This window comes from Pseudomonas imrae, assembly GCF_046352735.2.
GTDB classification, from domain to species: Bacteria; Pseudomonadota; Gammaproteobacteria; order Pseudomonadales; family Pseudomonadaceae; genus Aquipseudomonas; species Aquipseudomonas imrae.
Genome location: NZ_CP110853.2, coordinates 1,004,677 through 1,019,286, shown reverse-complemented (window position 1 = coordinate 1,019,286; position 14,610 = coordinate 1,004,677). Strand labels below are relative to the sequence as shown.

Sequence of the window (14,610 nt, the reverse complement as noted above, 5' to 3'; positions counted from 1 at the left end):
TTGTCCCAATACCTTGTGTCTATAAACGCCCCATGTAGAAGCGAGGGGCAGGCATTTAAGGCAATACGGCTGCCCTGGTTATGTTTGGCCCAGGGCTTGTGTCATGATGATCCGACCGCAGGTTAGTCGTCCTCTTCCTATATGAATAGATCTTCCGCGTTGCTCCTCGCCCTTGTCTTCCTCAGCGGCTGCCAGACCGTGGCTCCCGTGCCGCCGGAAAGCGCCCCGCCGGCCGAAGACAGCATTCCCGCCCCTGAAAAGCCCAAGGTGTATTCCTCGTTCAGTGAAGAAACGGTGTTCAGCCTGCTGAGCGCGGAGCTGGCTGGCCAGCGCAATCGTTTTGACATTGCCCTGGATAACTACGTGACCCAGGCCATCAATACCCAGGACCCTGGCATTTCCGAGCGGGCGTTCCGTATTGCCGAATATCTGGGCGCTGACCAGGCCGCACTGGATACGGCGATGATCTGGGCGAAAAACGCCCCAGACGATCTTGAAGCGCAACGTGCAGCGGCGATTCAACTGGCGCGTGCCGGGCGCTACGACGACTCCATGGTCTATATGGAGAAAGTGCTGCAGGGCAAAGGTGATACACACTTCGACTTCCTCGCCCTGTCGGCTGCAGACACTGATCAGGACACCCGCGACGGCCTGATGAAGAGTTTCGACCGCCTGCTGCATAAACACCCGAGCAATAGCCAACTGGTGTTTGGCAAGGCGCTGTTGCTGCAACAGGACGATGAAGCCCAGGCAGCCCTGAAACTGCTGGAGCAGAACCCGCCGCAAGAGGGTGAAGTCGCCCCCCTGCTGCTGCGCGCGCGCCTGCTGCAAAGCCTCAATCGCGGCAAGGAAGCCTTGCCACTGCTGCAAAAAAGCATTCAGAAATACCCGGACGACAAGCGACTGCGCCTGACCTACGCCCGCATGCTGGTAGAGCAGGACCGCATGGAGGATGCCAAGGTAGAATTCGCCAGCCTCGTCCAGCAGTACCCGGACGATGACGAATTACGTTATTCCCTGGCGCTGGTATGCCTGGAAGCCAAGGCCTGGGACGAGGCCAGGGGCTACCTGGAGGACCTGATTGCACGGGAAAGCCATATCGACTCGGCACATCTGAACCTGGGGCGCATCGCCGAAGAGCTCAACGACCCTCAAGGCGCGCTGATCGAGTATGCCAAGGTCGGCGCTGGCAACGACTATCTGCCGGCACAGTTGCGCCAGGCCGATATCCTGATGAACAACGGCCGCACCGACGAAGCAGAAAAACGCCTGGCGGCCGCGCGAGACGCCGAACCCGACTACGCCATACAGCTTTATTTGATCCAGGCCGAAACACTGTCGGCTAACAATCAGGGAGACCGTGCCTGGAAAATCCTCGCCCAGGCCCTGCTGCAATATCCCGATGACCTGAACCTGCTCTACACCCGTGCCATGCAAGCCGAGAAACGCAACGACCTGGCGCAAATGGAGAAAGACCTGCGCCTGATCATCAAGCGCGACCCGGACAATGCAATGGCACTGAACGCCCTGGGCTACACCCTGTCTGACCGTACGACCCGCTACGCCGAAGCCAAGGCCCTGATCGAGCAGGCACACCAGCTCAGCCCGGAAGACCCGGCAGTGCTCGACAGCCTGGGCTGGGTGAATTACCGCCTGGGCAACCTGGATGAAGCCGAACGCCTGCTGCGCCAGGCACTGGAGCGATTCCCCGACCAGGAAGTCGCGGCTCACCTGGGTGAAGTGCTCTGGGCTCAGGGCAAGCAACGTGAAGCCAGACAAATCTGGGGCAAGTTCCTCAAGGAACAACCCGAAAGCCCTATCCTGCGCAGCACCATCAAGCGCCTGACCGGATCCGAGACTCTTTAATTCTATGTTTTTGCGCCACGCCATCGTTTTCAGTTTTATCGCCCTGCTCGCCGGTTGTGCGGGCTTCGGGCCCCGTGAGTCCGTCGAAGGCCAGGGCAACCCGGCACAGTGGCGCCAACACAAGGACCAGCTCAGCAACATTGACGGCTGGCAGATTGACGGCAAGATCGGAGTTCGCGCGCCGAAGGACTCTGGCAGCGGCACCCTGTTCTGGCTGCAACGCCAGGACTATTACGACATACGCCTTTCCGGCCCCCTTGGCCGCGGCGCCGCACGCCTGACCGGACGACCAGGCACAGTGAGCCTCGAAGTGGCCAACCAGGGCCGCTATGAAGCCCCGTCACCGGAAGCCTTGCTCGAAGAACAGGTCGGCTGGAAGCTGCCCGTCTCGCATCTGGTCTGGTGGGTTCGCGGTTTGCCAGCGCCCGATAGCAAGAGTCGCCTAAGCCTCAATGGCGACAGCCGCCTGGCTACCCTGGAACAGGATGGCTGGCAGGTCGAATACCTGAGCTACGTGGAACAGAGCGGCTACTGGCTGCCCGAGCGCATAAAACTGCACGGCGCCGACCTTGATGTCACGCTGGTGATCAAGAATTGGCAACCGCGTAAACTGGGGCAGTGACATGATTCAACGTCTGACTCTGCCCTCGCCAGCCAAGCTTAATTTGATGCTGCACATCCTTGGTCGTCGTGAAGACGGTTATCACGAACTGCAGACACTGTTTCAATTTCTCGACTATGGCGACGAATTGACCTTTGCCGTGCGCGACGACGGCGTGATTCACCTGCACACCGAATTTGAAGGCGTGCCGCACGACAGTAACCTCATCGTCAAGGCGGCAAAAAAACTTCAGGAACAATCCGGTTGTTCGCTCGGCATTGATATCTGGATCGACAAGATCCTGCCCATGGGTGGCGGCATCGGCGGTGGCAGCTCCAACGCCGCGACCACCTTGCTCGGGTTGAATCACCTCTGGCAACTGGGCTGGGACGAGGATCGCCTCGCTTCGCTGGGCCTGACACTGGGGGCGGACGTCCCGGTTTTCGTGCGTGGACATGCCGCTTTTGCCGAGGGCATCGGCGAGAAACTCACCCCTGTAGAGCCCGAAGAGCCGTGGTATGTCGTGCTGGTGCCGCAAGTATCTGTAAGTACAGCAGAAATTTTTTCAGATCCGTTGTTGACACGTAACTCTTCTCCCATTAAAGTGCGCCCCGTTCCCAAGGGAAACAGTCGAAATGACTGCTTACCGGTTGTAGCAAGGCGTTATCCAGATGTACGTAACGCTTTGAATTTGTTAGGTAAATTTACCGAAGCAAAATTAACTGGTACTGGAAGTTGTGTGTTTGGGGGCTTCCCAAGCAAAGCTGAAGCTGATAAAGTCTCGGCCCTTCTTACAGAGACCCTTACAGGGTTTGTAGCAAAGGGAAGCAACGTTTCGATGTTGCATCGCAAGCTGCAAAGTCTGCTCTAAAAGGAATCGAGTACTGGGTACTCGTTGCAACAGATACAGGGGCGTCGCCAAGCGGTAAGGCAGCAGGTTTTGATCCTGCCATGCGTTGGTTCGAATCCAGCCGCCCCTGCCATTTTCCTATACTCATCCAGGTTACCCTCAGCCTCTAGGTACTGCGCGTGTCCAAGATGATGGTCTTTACGGGGAACGCCAACCCCGATCTGGCTCGACGTGTCGTACGTCAGCTGCATATCCCTCTCGGTGACATCTCTGTCGGTAAATTTTCCGACGGCGAAATTACAGCCGAGATCAATGAAAATGTCCGCGGTAAAGACGTTTTCATTATTCAGCCGACTTGCGCTCCGACCAACGATAACCTGATGGAACTCGTCGTGATGGCTGATGCCTTCCGCCGCTCCTCAGCGACTCGAATCACAGCTGTAATCCCTTACTTTGGTTATGCCCGTCAGGATCGCCGCCCGCGTTCCGCACGTGTAGCTATCAGCGCGAAAGTCGTGGCTGACATGCTCACCGTGGTAGGCATCGATCGTGTTCTCACGGTTGACCTGCACGCTGACCAAATCCAGGGGTTCTTCGATATTCCGGTAGATAACATCTACGGCTCCCCCGTTCTGGTGGATGACATCGAAGACCAGCGCTTTGAAAACCTGATGATCGTATCCCCGGACATTGGTGGCGTCGTGCGTGCACGAGCTGTTGCCAAGTCCCTGGGCGTAGACCTCGGGATCATCGACAAACGCCGTGAGAAAGCCAATCACTCTGAAGTGATGCATATCATCGGTGATGTCGAAGGGCGCACCTGTATTCTGGTCGATGACATGGTCGACACCGCCGGCACCCTGTGCCACGCGGCAAAAGCCTTGAAAGAGCACGGTGCAGCCAAAGTCTTTGCCTACTGCACACACCCTGTGCTGTCGGGCCGGGCGATCGAGAACATCGAGAATTCCGTGCTGGACGAACTGGTGGTGACTAACACCATCCCGTTGTCCGCCGCTGCTCAAGCCTGTGCGCGTATCCGTCAACTGGATATCGCACCGGTTGTTGCTGAAGCGGTCCGCCGCATCAGCAATGAAGAATCGATCAGCGCGATGTTCCGTTAAGGATCAAACCTTGGCGACATCAACCTGACGAAAAGCGCCCCGCCCCAACATTGTGTTGGGGCGGGGCTTTTTTGCCCATATCGCCTTTAGCGCTGGTCGCAAACGCTGGGGCGAATGTGGTTATTTTGGAGATACAACATGAACGATTTTACTCTGAATGCTGAAGTGCGTTCCGACCTGGGGAAAGGTGCGAGCCGCCGCCTGCGTCGTCTCGCAAGCCTGGTTCCAGCTGTAGTTTACGGTGGCGACAAAGCCCCTGAATCCATCAGCATGCTGGCTAAAGAAGTTGCCAAACTGCTCGAAAACGAGTCGGCTTACAGCCACGTTATCGAACTGAACGTTGGCGGCAAAAAGCAGAACGTCATCATCAAGGCTCTGCAGCGCCACCCGTCCAAGGGTCACGTACTGCACGCTGACTTCGTACGCGTTGTAGCCGGTCAGAAACTGACCGCTATCGTTCCGGTCCACTTCATCAACGAAGCGGCCCCGATCAAGAAAGGCGGCGAGATCTCGCACGTGACTTCGGAGCTGGAAGTTTCCTGCCTGCCGAAAGACCTGCCTGAGTTCATCGAAGTCGACCTGGCTAACGCTGAAATCGGTGACATCGTTCACTTGTCCGACCTCAAGGCCCCTAAAGGCGTTGAGTTCGTTGCTCTGGCTCACGGTGATGACAAGGCTGTTGCCAACGTCCACGCTCCACGTGTTGCTCCAGAAGCAGAAGAAGGCGCTGCAGAGTAATTCACTCTGTAATGCCGGAGCTTGAGGAAACATCGCGGACCGGAACGTAGCGAGAAAGCGGGCGATAACGCGGCGTTTACTCTTGAGTAAATGATGTATTGTCGTCCACTTTCGCCGCACTTAGGTCAGGCGATGTTATCCACAACTCCAAAGGAAGGGCCCCTGTCGTGACCGCCATTAAACTGATCGTTGGCCTGGGAAATCCAGGCGCCGAATACGAACAGACCCGGCATAACGCGGGGGCCCTTTTTGTTGAGCGCATCGCCCACGCCCAAGGTGTAAACCTTGTGGCCGATCGCAAATATTTTGGCCTGACCGGACGTTTCTCACATCAGGGTCAGGATGTTCGCCTGCTGATTCCCACCACCTACATGAACCGCAGCGGCCAGGCTGTCGCGGCACTTGCGGGCTTCTTCCGGATCAAACCCGAGGAAATCCTGGTGGCCCATGACGAACTGGATCTGCCACCCGGCGTTGCCAAACTCAAGCAAGGCGGCGGCCATGGCGGCCATAATGGCCTGCGTGACATCATCGCGCAGTTGGGCAATCAGAATACCTTTTACCGCCTGCGGCTCGGCATTGGCCACCCAGGCGTTGCCAGTATGGTTTCAAACTTCGTCCTGGGTCGTGCGCCACGCGCCGAACAGGAAAAACTCGATGCGAGCATCGATTTTGCCCTCGGCGTGCTGCCGGATATCTTCGCCGGTGAATGGAACCGCGCGATGAAAAACCTGCACAGCCAGAAGGCCTGACTTTTACCCGAGGGGAAACACCATGGGATTCAATTGCGGCATCGTCGGCCTGCCCAACGTCGGCAAGTCCACCCTGTTCAACGCCCTGACCAAGTCCGGTATTGCGGCGGAGAACTTTCCCTTCTGCACCATCGAACCCAACAGCGGCATCGTGGCCATGCCGGACCCACGCCTGCAGGCACTGGCTGCCATCGTCAATCCAAAGCGCATCTTGCCGACCACCATGGAATTCGTCGACATCGCGGGCCTGGTGGCCGGCGCGTCGAAAGGTGAAGGCCTGGGTAACAAGTTTCTGGCCAACATCCGCGAAACCGACGCCATCGCCCACGTGGTCCGCTGCTTTGAAGACGAGAACGTGATTCACGTCTCCAACAGCGTCGACCCCAAGCGTGACATCGAAATCATCGATCTGGAGCTGATCTTCGCCGACCTCGACAGCTGCGAAAAGCAACTGCAGAAAGTCGCGCGCAACGCCAAGGGCGGCGATAAAGACGCCGTGGTCCAAAAGGGCCTGCTGGAGCAATTGATCGCTCACTTCACCGAAGGCAAGCCTGCGCGCAGCCTGATGAAGAACATGAGCACTGACGAGAAGCTGGTCATCAAAGGCTTCCACCTGCTGACCACCAAGCCTGTGATGTACATCGCCAACGTCGCTGAAGACGGTTTCGAGAACAACCCGCTGCTGGACGTGGTCAAGGCCATTGCCGATGAAGAAGGTGCGATCGTCGTTCCGGTGTGCAACAAGATCGAAGCAGAAATCGCCGAGCTCGATGACGGCGAAGAAAAGGACATGTTCCTCGAGGCCCTGGGCCTGGAAGAACCAGGTTTGAACCGTGTGATTCGTGCAGGCTACGAAATGCTGCACCTGCAGACCTACTTCACCGCCGGTGTCGAAGAAGTCCGCGCCTGGACCGTCAAGGTCGGTGCCACCGCACCACAGGCCGCAGGCGTGATCCACACAGACTTCGAAAAAGGCTTTATCCGTGCCGAAGTCATCGCCTACAACGACTTCATCCAGTACAAGGGTGAAGCCGGTACCAAGGAAGCCGGCAAGTGGCGCCTGGAAGGCAAGGAATATATCGTCAAGGATGGCGATGTGATGCACTTCCGCTTCAACGTGTAAGTCTTTTCCGACAATACTTAGCCTTAAAAAACCGATGCCTGGCATCGGTTTTTTTATACCCACTGAAAAGTAATCAAGAATAGAAACCTGCGATAAAACTGCAACAGCCTGAAACGCCTGAATGCTCTTAAGACAATTCCCACGCTGCCGATGTCAGCACCTGACATATAAACCCTCGAAAAGTTTTTACCCTGACCTTCTCATACACCATCCAGTCTTTACCTATAACCCTGAATATGAAAAATCATAAGTTTAGTTTCAGGTCGATCTATCTTTAATATCGCCAGCGCCTTGAAGGACAGCAATCAAGGTTTCGTCTGCCCTTTGGCTACATACCAAAACTAAAGAACACAGGCCCAATCCTGTTGGAGCAAGGACGATGCAGGCCTCCCTGGTCAACAATGAAAGCCCAACACCCATTACCGAACACCCAGATCTGGAAACGACTATCCAGAACATGGCTGCACGCAACATTGATGTCTTGCTATTGGGCGAAACCGGAACAGGCAAGGACACCTTGGCAGAGCGGATTCATCGTTTATCTGGCCGCCGAGGCAATTTTGTCGCCATAAACTGTGCTGCCATTCCGGAAAGTCTTGCCGAGAGCCAGCTCTTTGGTGTCATCAATGGTGCATTTACCGGCGCGGTGCAATCGCGCGCAGGTTTTATAGAGGCCGCGCATCTGGGTACTTTGTATCTGGATGAAATAGACAGCATGCCGCTGACGCTCCAGGCCAAACTATTACGCGCGTTGGAATCACGCGGCGTAGAGCGTTTGGGTTCAACCAAGTTTATTGCCGTTGACATGCGAGTCATCGCTTCAGCGCAGAACTCGCTGCAGGAAATGGTCGAACTGGGGCGGTTCAGGCAAGACCTGTATTTTCGGCTGAATGTTGTGAGCCTCAATCTTGCGCCTCTACGTGACCGACGCGAGCAAATCATCCCGCTATTTTTAAAATTGGTTGGCCAGGAGGCGGATCAATTCAAGTGTGCGGCCCCCGTCCCCGGGCACTCCCTGCTTCAAGAATTACTTTGTTACCCCTGGCCTGGCAACGTCCGTGAACTGCGTTCGGCAGCCAAGCGCTTCATATTGGGGCTGCCCGTTATTTCACCGAATAGGGAAAAGCCCAAAGGGATAGAAATGACACTAAAAGAACGGATGGGTCATATAGAGAAAACACTGATTGAAGACTCACTAAGACGTCACTCGATGAGTGTAGAAGCCGCCGCGCTTGAGCTTTGTGTTCCACGGCGAACGCTTTATCACCGAATGAAACAATTAGAAATATCATTATTATGATACAGAGGAACCCTTGACCTAAGCCTCTCCACTCATATGAGCATAGATCAATTGACTATGCCCTCAGTTACATATTACCGGAGAGACACATGTCGTTCATCATCGAGCCGTTCGTAAACATATTCAGAAAACCTGACATGACTCAGCTTAACAAAAACGCGCAAGAAACCACCGAACTTGCGAAAGACATGAAAAAGTCGCTGGAAGAGACAAACAAAACGACCGAGAGAGCAATTGCGTCCATGACACAAACCTTAGCGTCTTTAACTCCGTCGTTATCCAGCGTACTTGACTCCTCACTTGCGGGGGTGAACTCAGGTAGCGCGTCATCAAACGCTGGTCAGAATCCAGAGCAGTGGAAACCATCAGCACTATCTCGCCCTCCTTTCCCTCCTATTGGCTAAACCCAATTGAGTACCAGCTTATTACTATTACTCCGATTGAGAAAGCGAGGTGCGCGCCAACTAAAACTCAGAACTCCACTTACAGCTCTGCCCTTATCTATCATTAAGTAAAACATAAGGAGTCTTGAAATGGGTCCAATGGCAATGGCCGGACAAGCAGCAAGTATGGCCGCAGGCGATGCTGCAGCGGGCATGGCAGCGGCCGAAGATGCGAGGAGGAAGATCGCGGACACGGTGAATGCCATCAACAAAAGCAAACGTGAAGAGGCAAACCAGCTGATTTCGGGTTTTATTGCGACCATGAGCGGCGTCCGCTATTAATCAAAAGACTCTTCCCTTTTGCAGGGCTCAAGGGAAGAGTTTCGCGCTCCGCGGGCCAATACATTGCCGCCCCCTCACAGCCTTCTTTAATCAATATACGTTGCCCAGGCATTATCGGAATATTCTTATGGAAATACATACTAGCAACTTGCTCCCACGCGCCATGGCAAACGAGCCGTTATCTAAAACCCCAGAGACGTCTGATATCAATTGGTTCAGCGCGACGATCGAATCCCCCTCCCCCACTGAAGCAAAGCCCATGGTTTCTTCTCTGGCGCAGTCATCAAACTTTCTGCATTCATTGTCCAACCAGTCGGGCAACGATTTGAAGCGCCTCAGTAAAAGTTCCGACCCCATGGATATCATTGCAACAACGCGCTCGCTCTCATCGCTCAGTACGGAAGTGACTCTGGCAGCCAAAATTGTCAATAAAAGCGTACAGGCCGTAGAAAAGCTCACCAACCTGTCGTAGGTAACTGCATGCGCGGTTTTCAGTACAAATACTGCTGGCTATTGTTAATAGTGCTTCTGGGTGGATGCGGTGAAAGCGTGGAGCTGCATCGTCAGCTTTCCGAACAGGAAGCCAACGAAGTCATTGCCGAGCTGGAAAACAAACAGATCCGGGCGCAAAAAGTCCCGGCCAAGGACGGCGTGGTCGTTCGGGTGGAGGCCAAGGATATCGGGCGGGCGGTGCGTACGCTGGAAGCTGTCGGCTTGCCACGCCATGCCAGGTCGACCCTGGGGGATATTTTCCGCAAGGAGGGCGTCATTTCCACCCCTCTTGAAGAGCGGGCACGTTACATCTACGCGCTTTCCCAAGAACTCGAATACACACTGACAAACATAGACGGCGTCATCGTCGCGCGCGTGCATGTGGTACTGCCAGAGCGAATTGCACCGGGAGAGCCCGTCCAGCCGGCCTCCGCTTCCGTCTTCATCAAGCACGACCCTCGCCTGGAGCCCGACAGCATACAACCGCGCGTGCGCCGCATGGTCGCCAGCGGCATTCCCGGGATGGCAACCGCTGTGGACAATCCCCAGAAACTGACCGTTGTATTCGTCCCGGCCGCGGCTTATCAGGAAGAAAAAGCATTAACGCATATAGGCCCCTTCCTGATCGCCAGTGAAGATGCCAGCTTTTGGAGGAACGTGCTGGTGCTTCTGATCATCTTGCCTTTGCTTGCAGTGGTTGGCGCGCTGTTTTGGTTCAAACGGCGCTCGGTTGCCGCCCCAACTGCCGGGGAGATCCGGTATCCAGAAGCATCGTGGCCATCGCCCAGTGCTTATGAGCGGCCTGAAAATCCTCGGCCATGAACGATGAACTGCATTGGGTACGGTGGTGGGCATACGCCTGGAAAGAGGCTCATACCGATTGGCTGCCGCCAGGTTTAGCGGCAGTTAAACACGCATCGCTGCTGGACCTTGCCCAGGCCCGACATATGAGCCTGGCGCAAGCCTTTGCGATAGATCCCTGCAAGCCGCCCAAGCCACATCCTGCGCAACTGCGGTTCGTACTGGCCGAGGCCCATGAGCGCCAACTGATCCTGCAACTGGTCGAGGCGGCGTGCCGCTCGCAGGTTCAACTTCAGTTGAATGAAGAGCAAGGTCTGTGGTGCAACCGCATCGCCAAAGCCATGAACACCGAGTCCTGGCTGGCGCCGCTGGATGACGCCCTGCAACTGCTACGAGCCTGGGTCATGCCTGAATGCTGGCAGCGATTGCGCCTGGCGTTTGTCCGTCAACGCATCCTCGAACTTGAACAAGCCCCCCCTCTCCTCTTGTCCCCAGCCAAATTGGATGCCCTTTGGCAGGCCGTTATCTGGCGGACACTTTCCTCCCAGAGTTAGCCAGTCGCAAACTGGCTCTCCAAGGTGCGCAATCATGTTATCGCTACGCAAAATCAAGCTTCACCCACAATCTGCCGGATTATCGCAGCCCCTGATTTCACGGGAAACACTGGTCGATAGCGGTCGCGCCGAGGCATTGCTCAAAAGCACACAAGCGAAAGCCCGCGACATGCTGCTGCAGGCTGAACAGGAATGCGAACGGTCGGTTGCACAAGCACGGGAGGATTTCTGGAAGCAGGCAAACGCCCAGCTCCAACGTTGGGAGGCGGAACGTCAAGCGATGAACAATGCGTTGGAAAACCACGCCACCCATCTCGTCAACACAGCACTGCAGCAGCTACTCGGTGAAGTGGCGGCGCCTCAGCGCTTGAGCGCATTGCTCAAGCAGTTGATACAGGTACAAAGCACTCAAGCGAAGGTAACGCTGCGCTGTAATCCACAAACCTATGCGCAGGTCCAGGGTTGGCTGGCGCGGGATGGCGCAACCACATGGCATCTGCAGCCCGATGCAGGTCTGCAGCCCCTCGCCCTGGTACTTGAAACCGAGGAAGGGGACCTGCGCATCGACTGGGAAACAGCTGTCAACCGCTTGCTTCTCAGTGAAGATTAACAAATGGAACCAACTCCACATCATTTGCCACACACTCGAAACGACCTAGTGGAGAAAAACCATGTCAACTTATGAATCTATCCAGAGGGGAATCGACAGCCGCTTTTTGAAGGCCCGGCAAGTAGTCGATGATCTCGCACAGAACAACACAGGCAGCCTTGAGGATGTGCAGCTCTTTCATGATGCAATGAAAAACCTGCAGTTCGCATCCGTGGCGTTGAAAGAACAGACGCGCCTGAAGTCCAGCCTCGCAAAAACCATCATCGATGCCATCCAATGAATTGGATACCGCGCTCGAACAATGGTGGAGTTGCGACCAAGCATCGCTGCAACTGAGCGAAAACAACGATGCAATCACCCTTCGTCGTATCCCTGAAGGTATGTGGCTGAGCGCTCAACTTTCCACTGACAAGGCGGACCACCTGCTGCAGGAAAAGTACCTGATGCTAGGCCGCTCAAGCCTGGAGCACTTCCATGGGGCGCTCGCCCAAGACCCCGATAATGGGCTTTTATGGATCCTGCTGGTACTGGAAAAAATCCCCGACCTGCACACGCTCCGGGCGAGCCTGACAGACCTTCTCAATCAGCGCGATACCTTGCGTGCCCTGGCCGGGCGCGTATCACCAGGTGCTGCTCGTAGCTCGTACCCGCCGATCAATTCATTGTCGTAACAGACCGAGACCCTTTCATGCCTGATGCACTCGTCGAGCGTACTCGCTCGCAGAAAAAACCAAACGCTGCAAAACGCACACCCACACGCCTGTGCTGGGGAGCATTAGCCGCAATTGGCTGCTTGCTGTCCCCGGTGGCCAGCGCCGCCATTCCTGCCGAATGGAAAACCACAGCCTATGCCTATGAGGCCGACAGCAAGAGCCTGCGCGAAGTACTAGAAGATTTCACCCAGACATTTGGCACCCAATTGCAGATCGACGGGTTCCTGGAGGGCAGTGTAAACGGCAAGATACGCGGCAACACGCCACAGTCGTTACTGGACAGGTTGGCCGTCGAGCATCGTTTTCAGTGGTTCCTGTACAACAACACGCTGTACGTCAGCACCCTGGACCAACAAGAGTCTGCACGCCTGGAGGTCTCTTCGGAAAGCATCACCGACCTGAAAAAAGCGTTGACCGACATTGGCCTGCTCGATAGCCGTTTCGGTTGGGGCGAGCTGCCCGATGACAGCGTCGTGCTGGTGTCAGGCCCCAAGCGATACATCGAACAGATCAAACAATTCAGTAGTCAACGCAAAAGCCCCGATGAAAAACAGAGCGTGATGACCTTCACCCTGCAATTTGCCAATGCGGCAGACCGTCAGGTTGATTATCGCGGTGAGAAGCTGACCATCGCCGGTGTTGCGAACATGCTGCGGGGCTTGCTGGAGCCACGTTCAGCCTCCGCACTATCAAGCCTGAGCCGTACCCCACCGCCATCGCCCCTTGCGGCTACGCCCACACTGCCTGGATTCCCGCGGTTGAGTAACCCTCTGCTGGGACAGATGCTCAGCCCGCCTGCCACCCTTGGACAAACCGATGCGAACTACGCCATAACGCCCCGGGCGCCAGTGGGCACCGGCAAGATTCGGGTCGAAGCCGACACACGTAACAACGCAGTCCTGATCTACGACCTGCCAGAACGCCAGGCGATGTACCGCGAACTCATAGCCAAGCTCGATGTGCCACGCAAACTGGTGGAAATCGACGCCATTATTCTCGATATCGAGCGCACCCAATTGCGGGAGCTAGGCGTGAACTGGGGCTTTCAGAACAGCCGTTTCCAGGCTGGCGTGAACAACGTGGCACCCGGTACGTCTTCGCAGTTGTCGATCAGTAACATGGATCGTTTTGCCGCTGATCTGCGTGCCCTGGAGGCTCGAGGCCTGGCGAGCATCGTTTCCAATCCGTCGATCCTGACGCTGGAAAACCAACCCGCGGTGATTGATTTCAATCGCACCCAATACCTGACTGCGGGGAACGAGAACGCCACCATCCTACCGATTACAGTTGGCACCAGCTTCCAGGTGGTTCCCAGGGTTATTACCAGCCGAGGCAGCCACCAGATTCATCTGCTGGTCGATATTGAAGACGGTAACTTCGACGAATCCAACCCGGAGCGCAGCGGCCCCGATGTACGCAAGGGCAAAGTCAGCACCCAGGCGGTCATGGCGGAGAAACGTTCACTGGTAGTCGGCGGTTTTCATGTCGCCGAAAACACCGACAGACTCAACAAGATCCCGTTGTTGGGTGATATTCCGCTCTTGGGCAAAGCGCTGTTTTCATCCACCGAACGCAAAAACAACCGACGCGAGCGCCTGTTTATCCTGACCCCTCGCGTCATTGGCGATCAGTCCGATCCGTCGCGCTATTTGCCCCAGAACGACCAGGCCGAGTTGCAGGCTGCACTCAAGCCACTGGCCCGCCGCTATGCAGCACATCAACCTGTCATCAATCGCAGCGACGTGTCGTCGACCCTGGCGCACCTGGTCACAGGGCAAGTACCCAAGGGCTTCAAACCCATGCCGATGCCACTGGGGCTCGACACCCTGTGCCGGACCCGCGATCTCCTGGCTCTCAACACAGACCGCAGCCAGTGGTACGTCGGCCCCCAGTTCAACGTAGCTGTCGTTGTGTTGCGCAATCAGTTCAACCGCAACGTGCGTATCGATGAAAAGGAATGCAGCACTTCGCAAGCCCTGGCAGTCACCGTCTGGCCACGCGCCTGGCTCAAGCCTGGGGAGGAAGCGGAAGTGTTTATCGCCATGCGCCCCGTCGTGAAAAACGAGCACATCGGGGTATCGCGCCCCTCCCTGTTGACTACAAACCAGAAGACCGAAAAATGAGAAAGACCCTCTCGATCCTCAGCCTGCTTGGCACTGCACTTTTGACAGCCGGCTGCACCTCGACGTGCCAGGGTGACTCTTGCTCGCGGCCACAATCAAGTGCGAATGAAATGGTGATCTGGTGGCCTGAGCAAATGCGCACAGAGCCCGGCCCATCCACAAAACGCTCCGATTACCAAACCATCTCCCTGGAACGATGAAGCCTTCCGGGTTTACTGCCGATGCTTCGCATCGGCAGGCG

At 56.0% G+C, this 14,610-nt stretch carries 18 protein-coding genes and 1 tRNA gene; all 19 read left to right on the top strand.

What is annotated here, in order from left to right; translation table 11 throughout:
- Positions 1-141: 141 nt before the first annotated feature.
- Positions 142-1,866 carry a tetratricopeptide repeat protein gene (locus OQ460_RS04515; protein ID WP_410020685.1) on the top strand — a complete coding sequence of 575 codons (1,725 nt, stop codon included), beginning with the start codon at positions 142-144 and terminating at the stop codon, positions 1,864-1,866.
- Between the two features lie 4 nt (positions 1,867-1,870).
- Positions 1,871-2,488 carry a lipoprotein insertase outer membrane protein LolB gene (gene lolB, locus OQ460_RS04510; protein ID WP_410020684.1) on the top strand — a complete coding sequence of 206 codons (618 nt, stop codon included), beginning with the start codon at positions 1,871-1,873 and terminating at the stop codon, positions 2,486-2,488.
- Between the two features lies 1 nt (position 2,489).
- Positions 2,490-3,338, top strand: a complete 849-nt coding sequence (gene ispE / locus OQ460_RS04505) for a 4-(cytidine 5'-diphospho)-2-C-methyl-D-erythritol kinase (RefSeq protein WP_410020683.1) — start codon at positions 2,490-2,492, stop codon at positions 3,336-3,338.
- A 37-nt stretch (positions 3,339-3,375) separates the two neighbouring features.
- A tRNA-Gln gene (locus OQ460_RS04500) sits at positions 3,376-3,450 on the top strand.
- Positions 3,451-3,496: 46 nt separating this feature from the next.
- Positions 3,497-4,438 carry a ribose-phosphate pyrophosphokinase gene (locus OQ460_RS04495; protein ID WP_003171603.1) on the top strand — a complete coding sequence of 314 codons (942 nt, stop codon included), beginning with the start codon at positions 3,497-3,499 and terminating at the stop codon, positions 4,436-4,438.
- Positions 4,439-4,576: 138 nt separating this feature from the next.
- Positions 4,577-5,176 carry a 50S ribosomal protein L25/general stress protein Ctc gene (locus tag OQ460_RS04490; RefSeq protein WP_410020682.1) on the top strand — a complete coding sequence of 200 codons (600 nt, stop codon included), beginning with the start codon at positions 4,577-4,579 and terminating at the stop codon, positions 5,174-5,176.
- A 167-nt stretch (positions 5,177-5,343) separates the two neighbouring features.
- Entirely contained in the window at positions 5,344-5,928 is a 585-nt protein-coding gene (gene pth, locus OQ460_RS04485; RefSeq protein ID WP_003208389.1) for an aminoacyl-tRNA hydrolase, read from the top strand.
- Positions 5,929-5,950: 22 nt separating this feature from the next.
- Positions 5,951-7,051 (top strand): redox-regulated ATPase YchF, encoded by a 1,101-nt coding sequence (gene ychF, locus OQ460_RS04480; protein ID WP_410020681.1) that lies wholly within the window; start codon positions 5,951-5,953, stop codon positions 7,049-7,051.
- 379 nt (positions 7,052-7,430) lie between these two features.
- A complete protein-coding gene (locus tag OQ460_RS04475) occupies positions 7,431-8,351 on the top strand; it encodes a sigma 54-interacting transcriptional regulator (protein WP_410020680.1) in 921 nt (306 codons plus the stop codon).
- A gap of 89 nt (positions 8,352-8,440) precedes the next feature.
- A complete protein-coding gene (locus OQ460_RS04470) occupies positions 8,441-8,755 on the top strand; it encodes a hypothetical protein (protein WP_410020679.1) in 315 nt (104 codons plus the stop codon).
- A 129-nt stretch (positions 8,756-8,884) separates the two neighbouring features.
- The gene (locus tag OQ460_RS04465) at positions 8,885-9,076 is read left to right on the top strand and encodes a hypothetical protein (protein ID WP_410020678.1); all 192 of its coding nucleotides are present in this window, start codon (positions 8,885-8,887) and stop codon (positions 9,074-9,076) included.
- 127 nt (positions 9,077-9,203) lie between these two features.
- Entirely contained in the window at positions 9,204-9,548 is a 345-nt protein-coding gene (sctI, locus tag OQ460_RS04460) for a type III secretion system inner rod subunit SctI (protein WP_410020677.1), read from the top strand.
- 8 nt (positions 9,549-9,556) lie between these two features.
- Entirely contained in the window at positions 9,557-10,390 is an 834-nt protein-coding gene (gene sctJ / locus OQ460_RS04455) for a type III secretion system inner membrane ring lipoprotein SctJ (protein WP_410020676.1), read from the top strand.
- A complete protein-coding gene (locus OQ460_RS04450) occupies positions 10,387-10,923 on the top strand; it encodes a type III secretion protein (RefSeq protein WP_410020675.1) in 537 nt (178 codons plus the stop codon). Before sctJ ends, OQ460_RS04450 begins: the two co-directional genes overlap by 4 nt.
- On the top strand, positions 10,874-11,533 hold the full coding sequence (gene sctL / locus OQ460_RS04445) for a type III secretion system stator protein SctL (protein ID WP_410020674.1): 660 nt from the start codon (positions 10,874-10,876) through the stop codon (positions 11,531-11,533). Before OQ460_RS04450 ends, sctL begins: the two co-directional genes overlap by 50 nt.
- Positions 11,534-11,594: 61 nt before the next feature.
- The gene (locus tag OQ460_RS04440; RefSeq protein WP_410020673.1) at positions 11,595-11,813 is read left to right on the top strand and encodes a hypothetical protein; all 219 of its coding nucleotides are present in this window, start codon (positions 11,595-11,597) and stop codon (positions 11,811-11,813) included.
- The gene (locus OQ460_RS04435) at positions 11,800-12,204 is read left to right on the top strand and encodes a hypothetical protein (protein ID WP_410020672.1); all 405 of its coding nucleotides are present in this window, start codon (positions 11,800-11,802) and stop codon (positions 12,202-12,204) included. Before OQ460_RS04440 ends, OQ460_RS04435 begins: the two co-directional genes overlap by 14 nt.
- Positions 12,205-12,221: 17 nt before the next feature.
- Positions 12,222-14,369 (top strand): type III secretion system outer membrane ring subunit SctC, encoded by a 2,148-nt coding sequence (gene sctC / locus OQ460_RS04430; protein WP_410020671.1) that lies wholly within the window; start codon positions 12,222-12,224, stop codon positions 14,367-14,369.
- Entirely contained in the window at positions 14,366-14,569 is a 204-nt protein-coding gene (hrpT, locus tag OQ460_RS04425) for an HrpT family type III secretion system protein (protein ID WP_410020670.1), read from the top strand. Before sctC ends, hrpT begins: the two co-directional genes overlap by 4 nt.
- Positions 14,570-14,610: the final 41 nt, after the last annotated feature.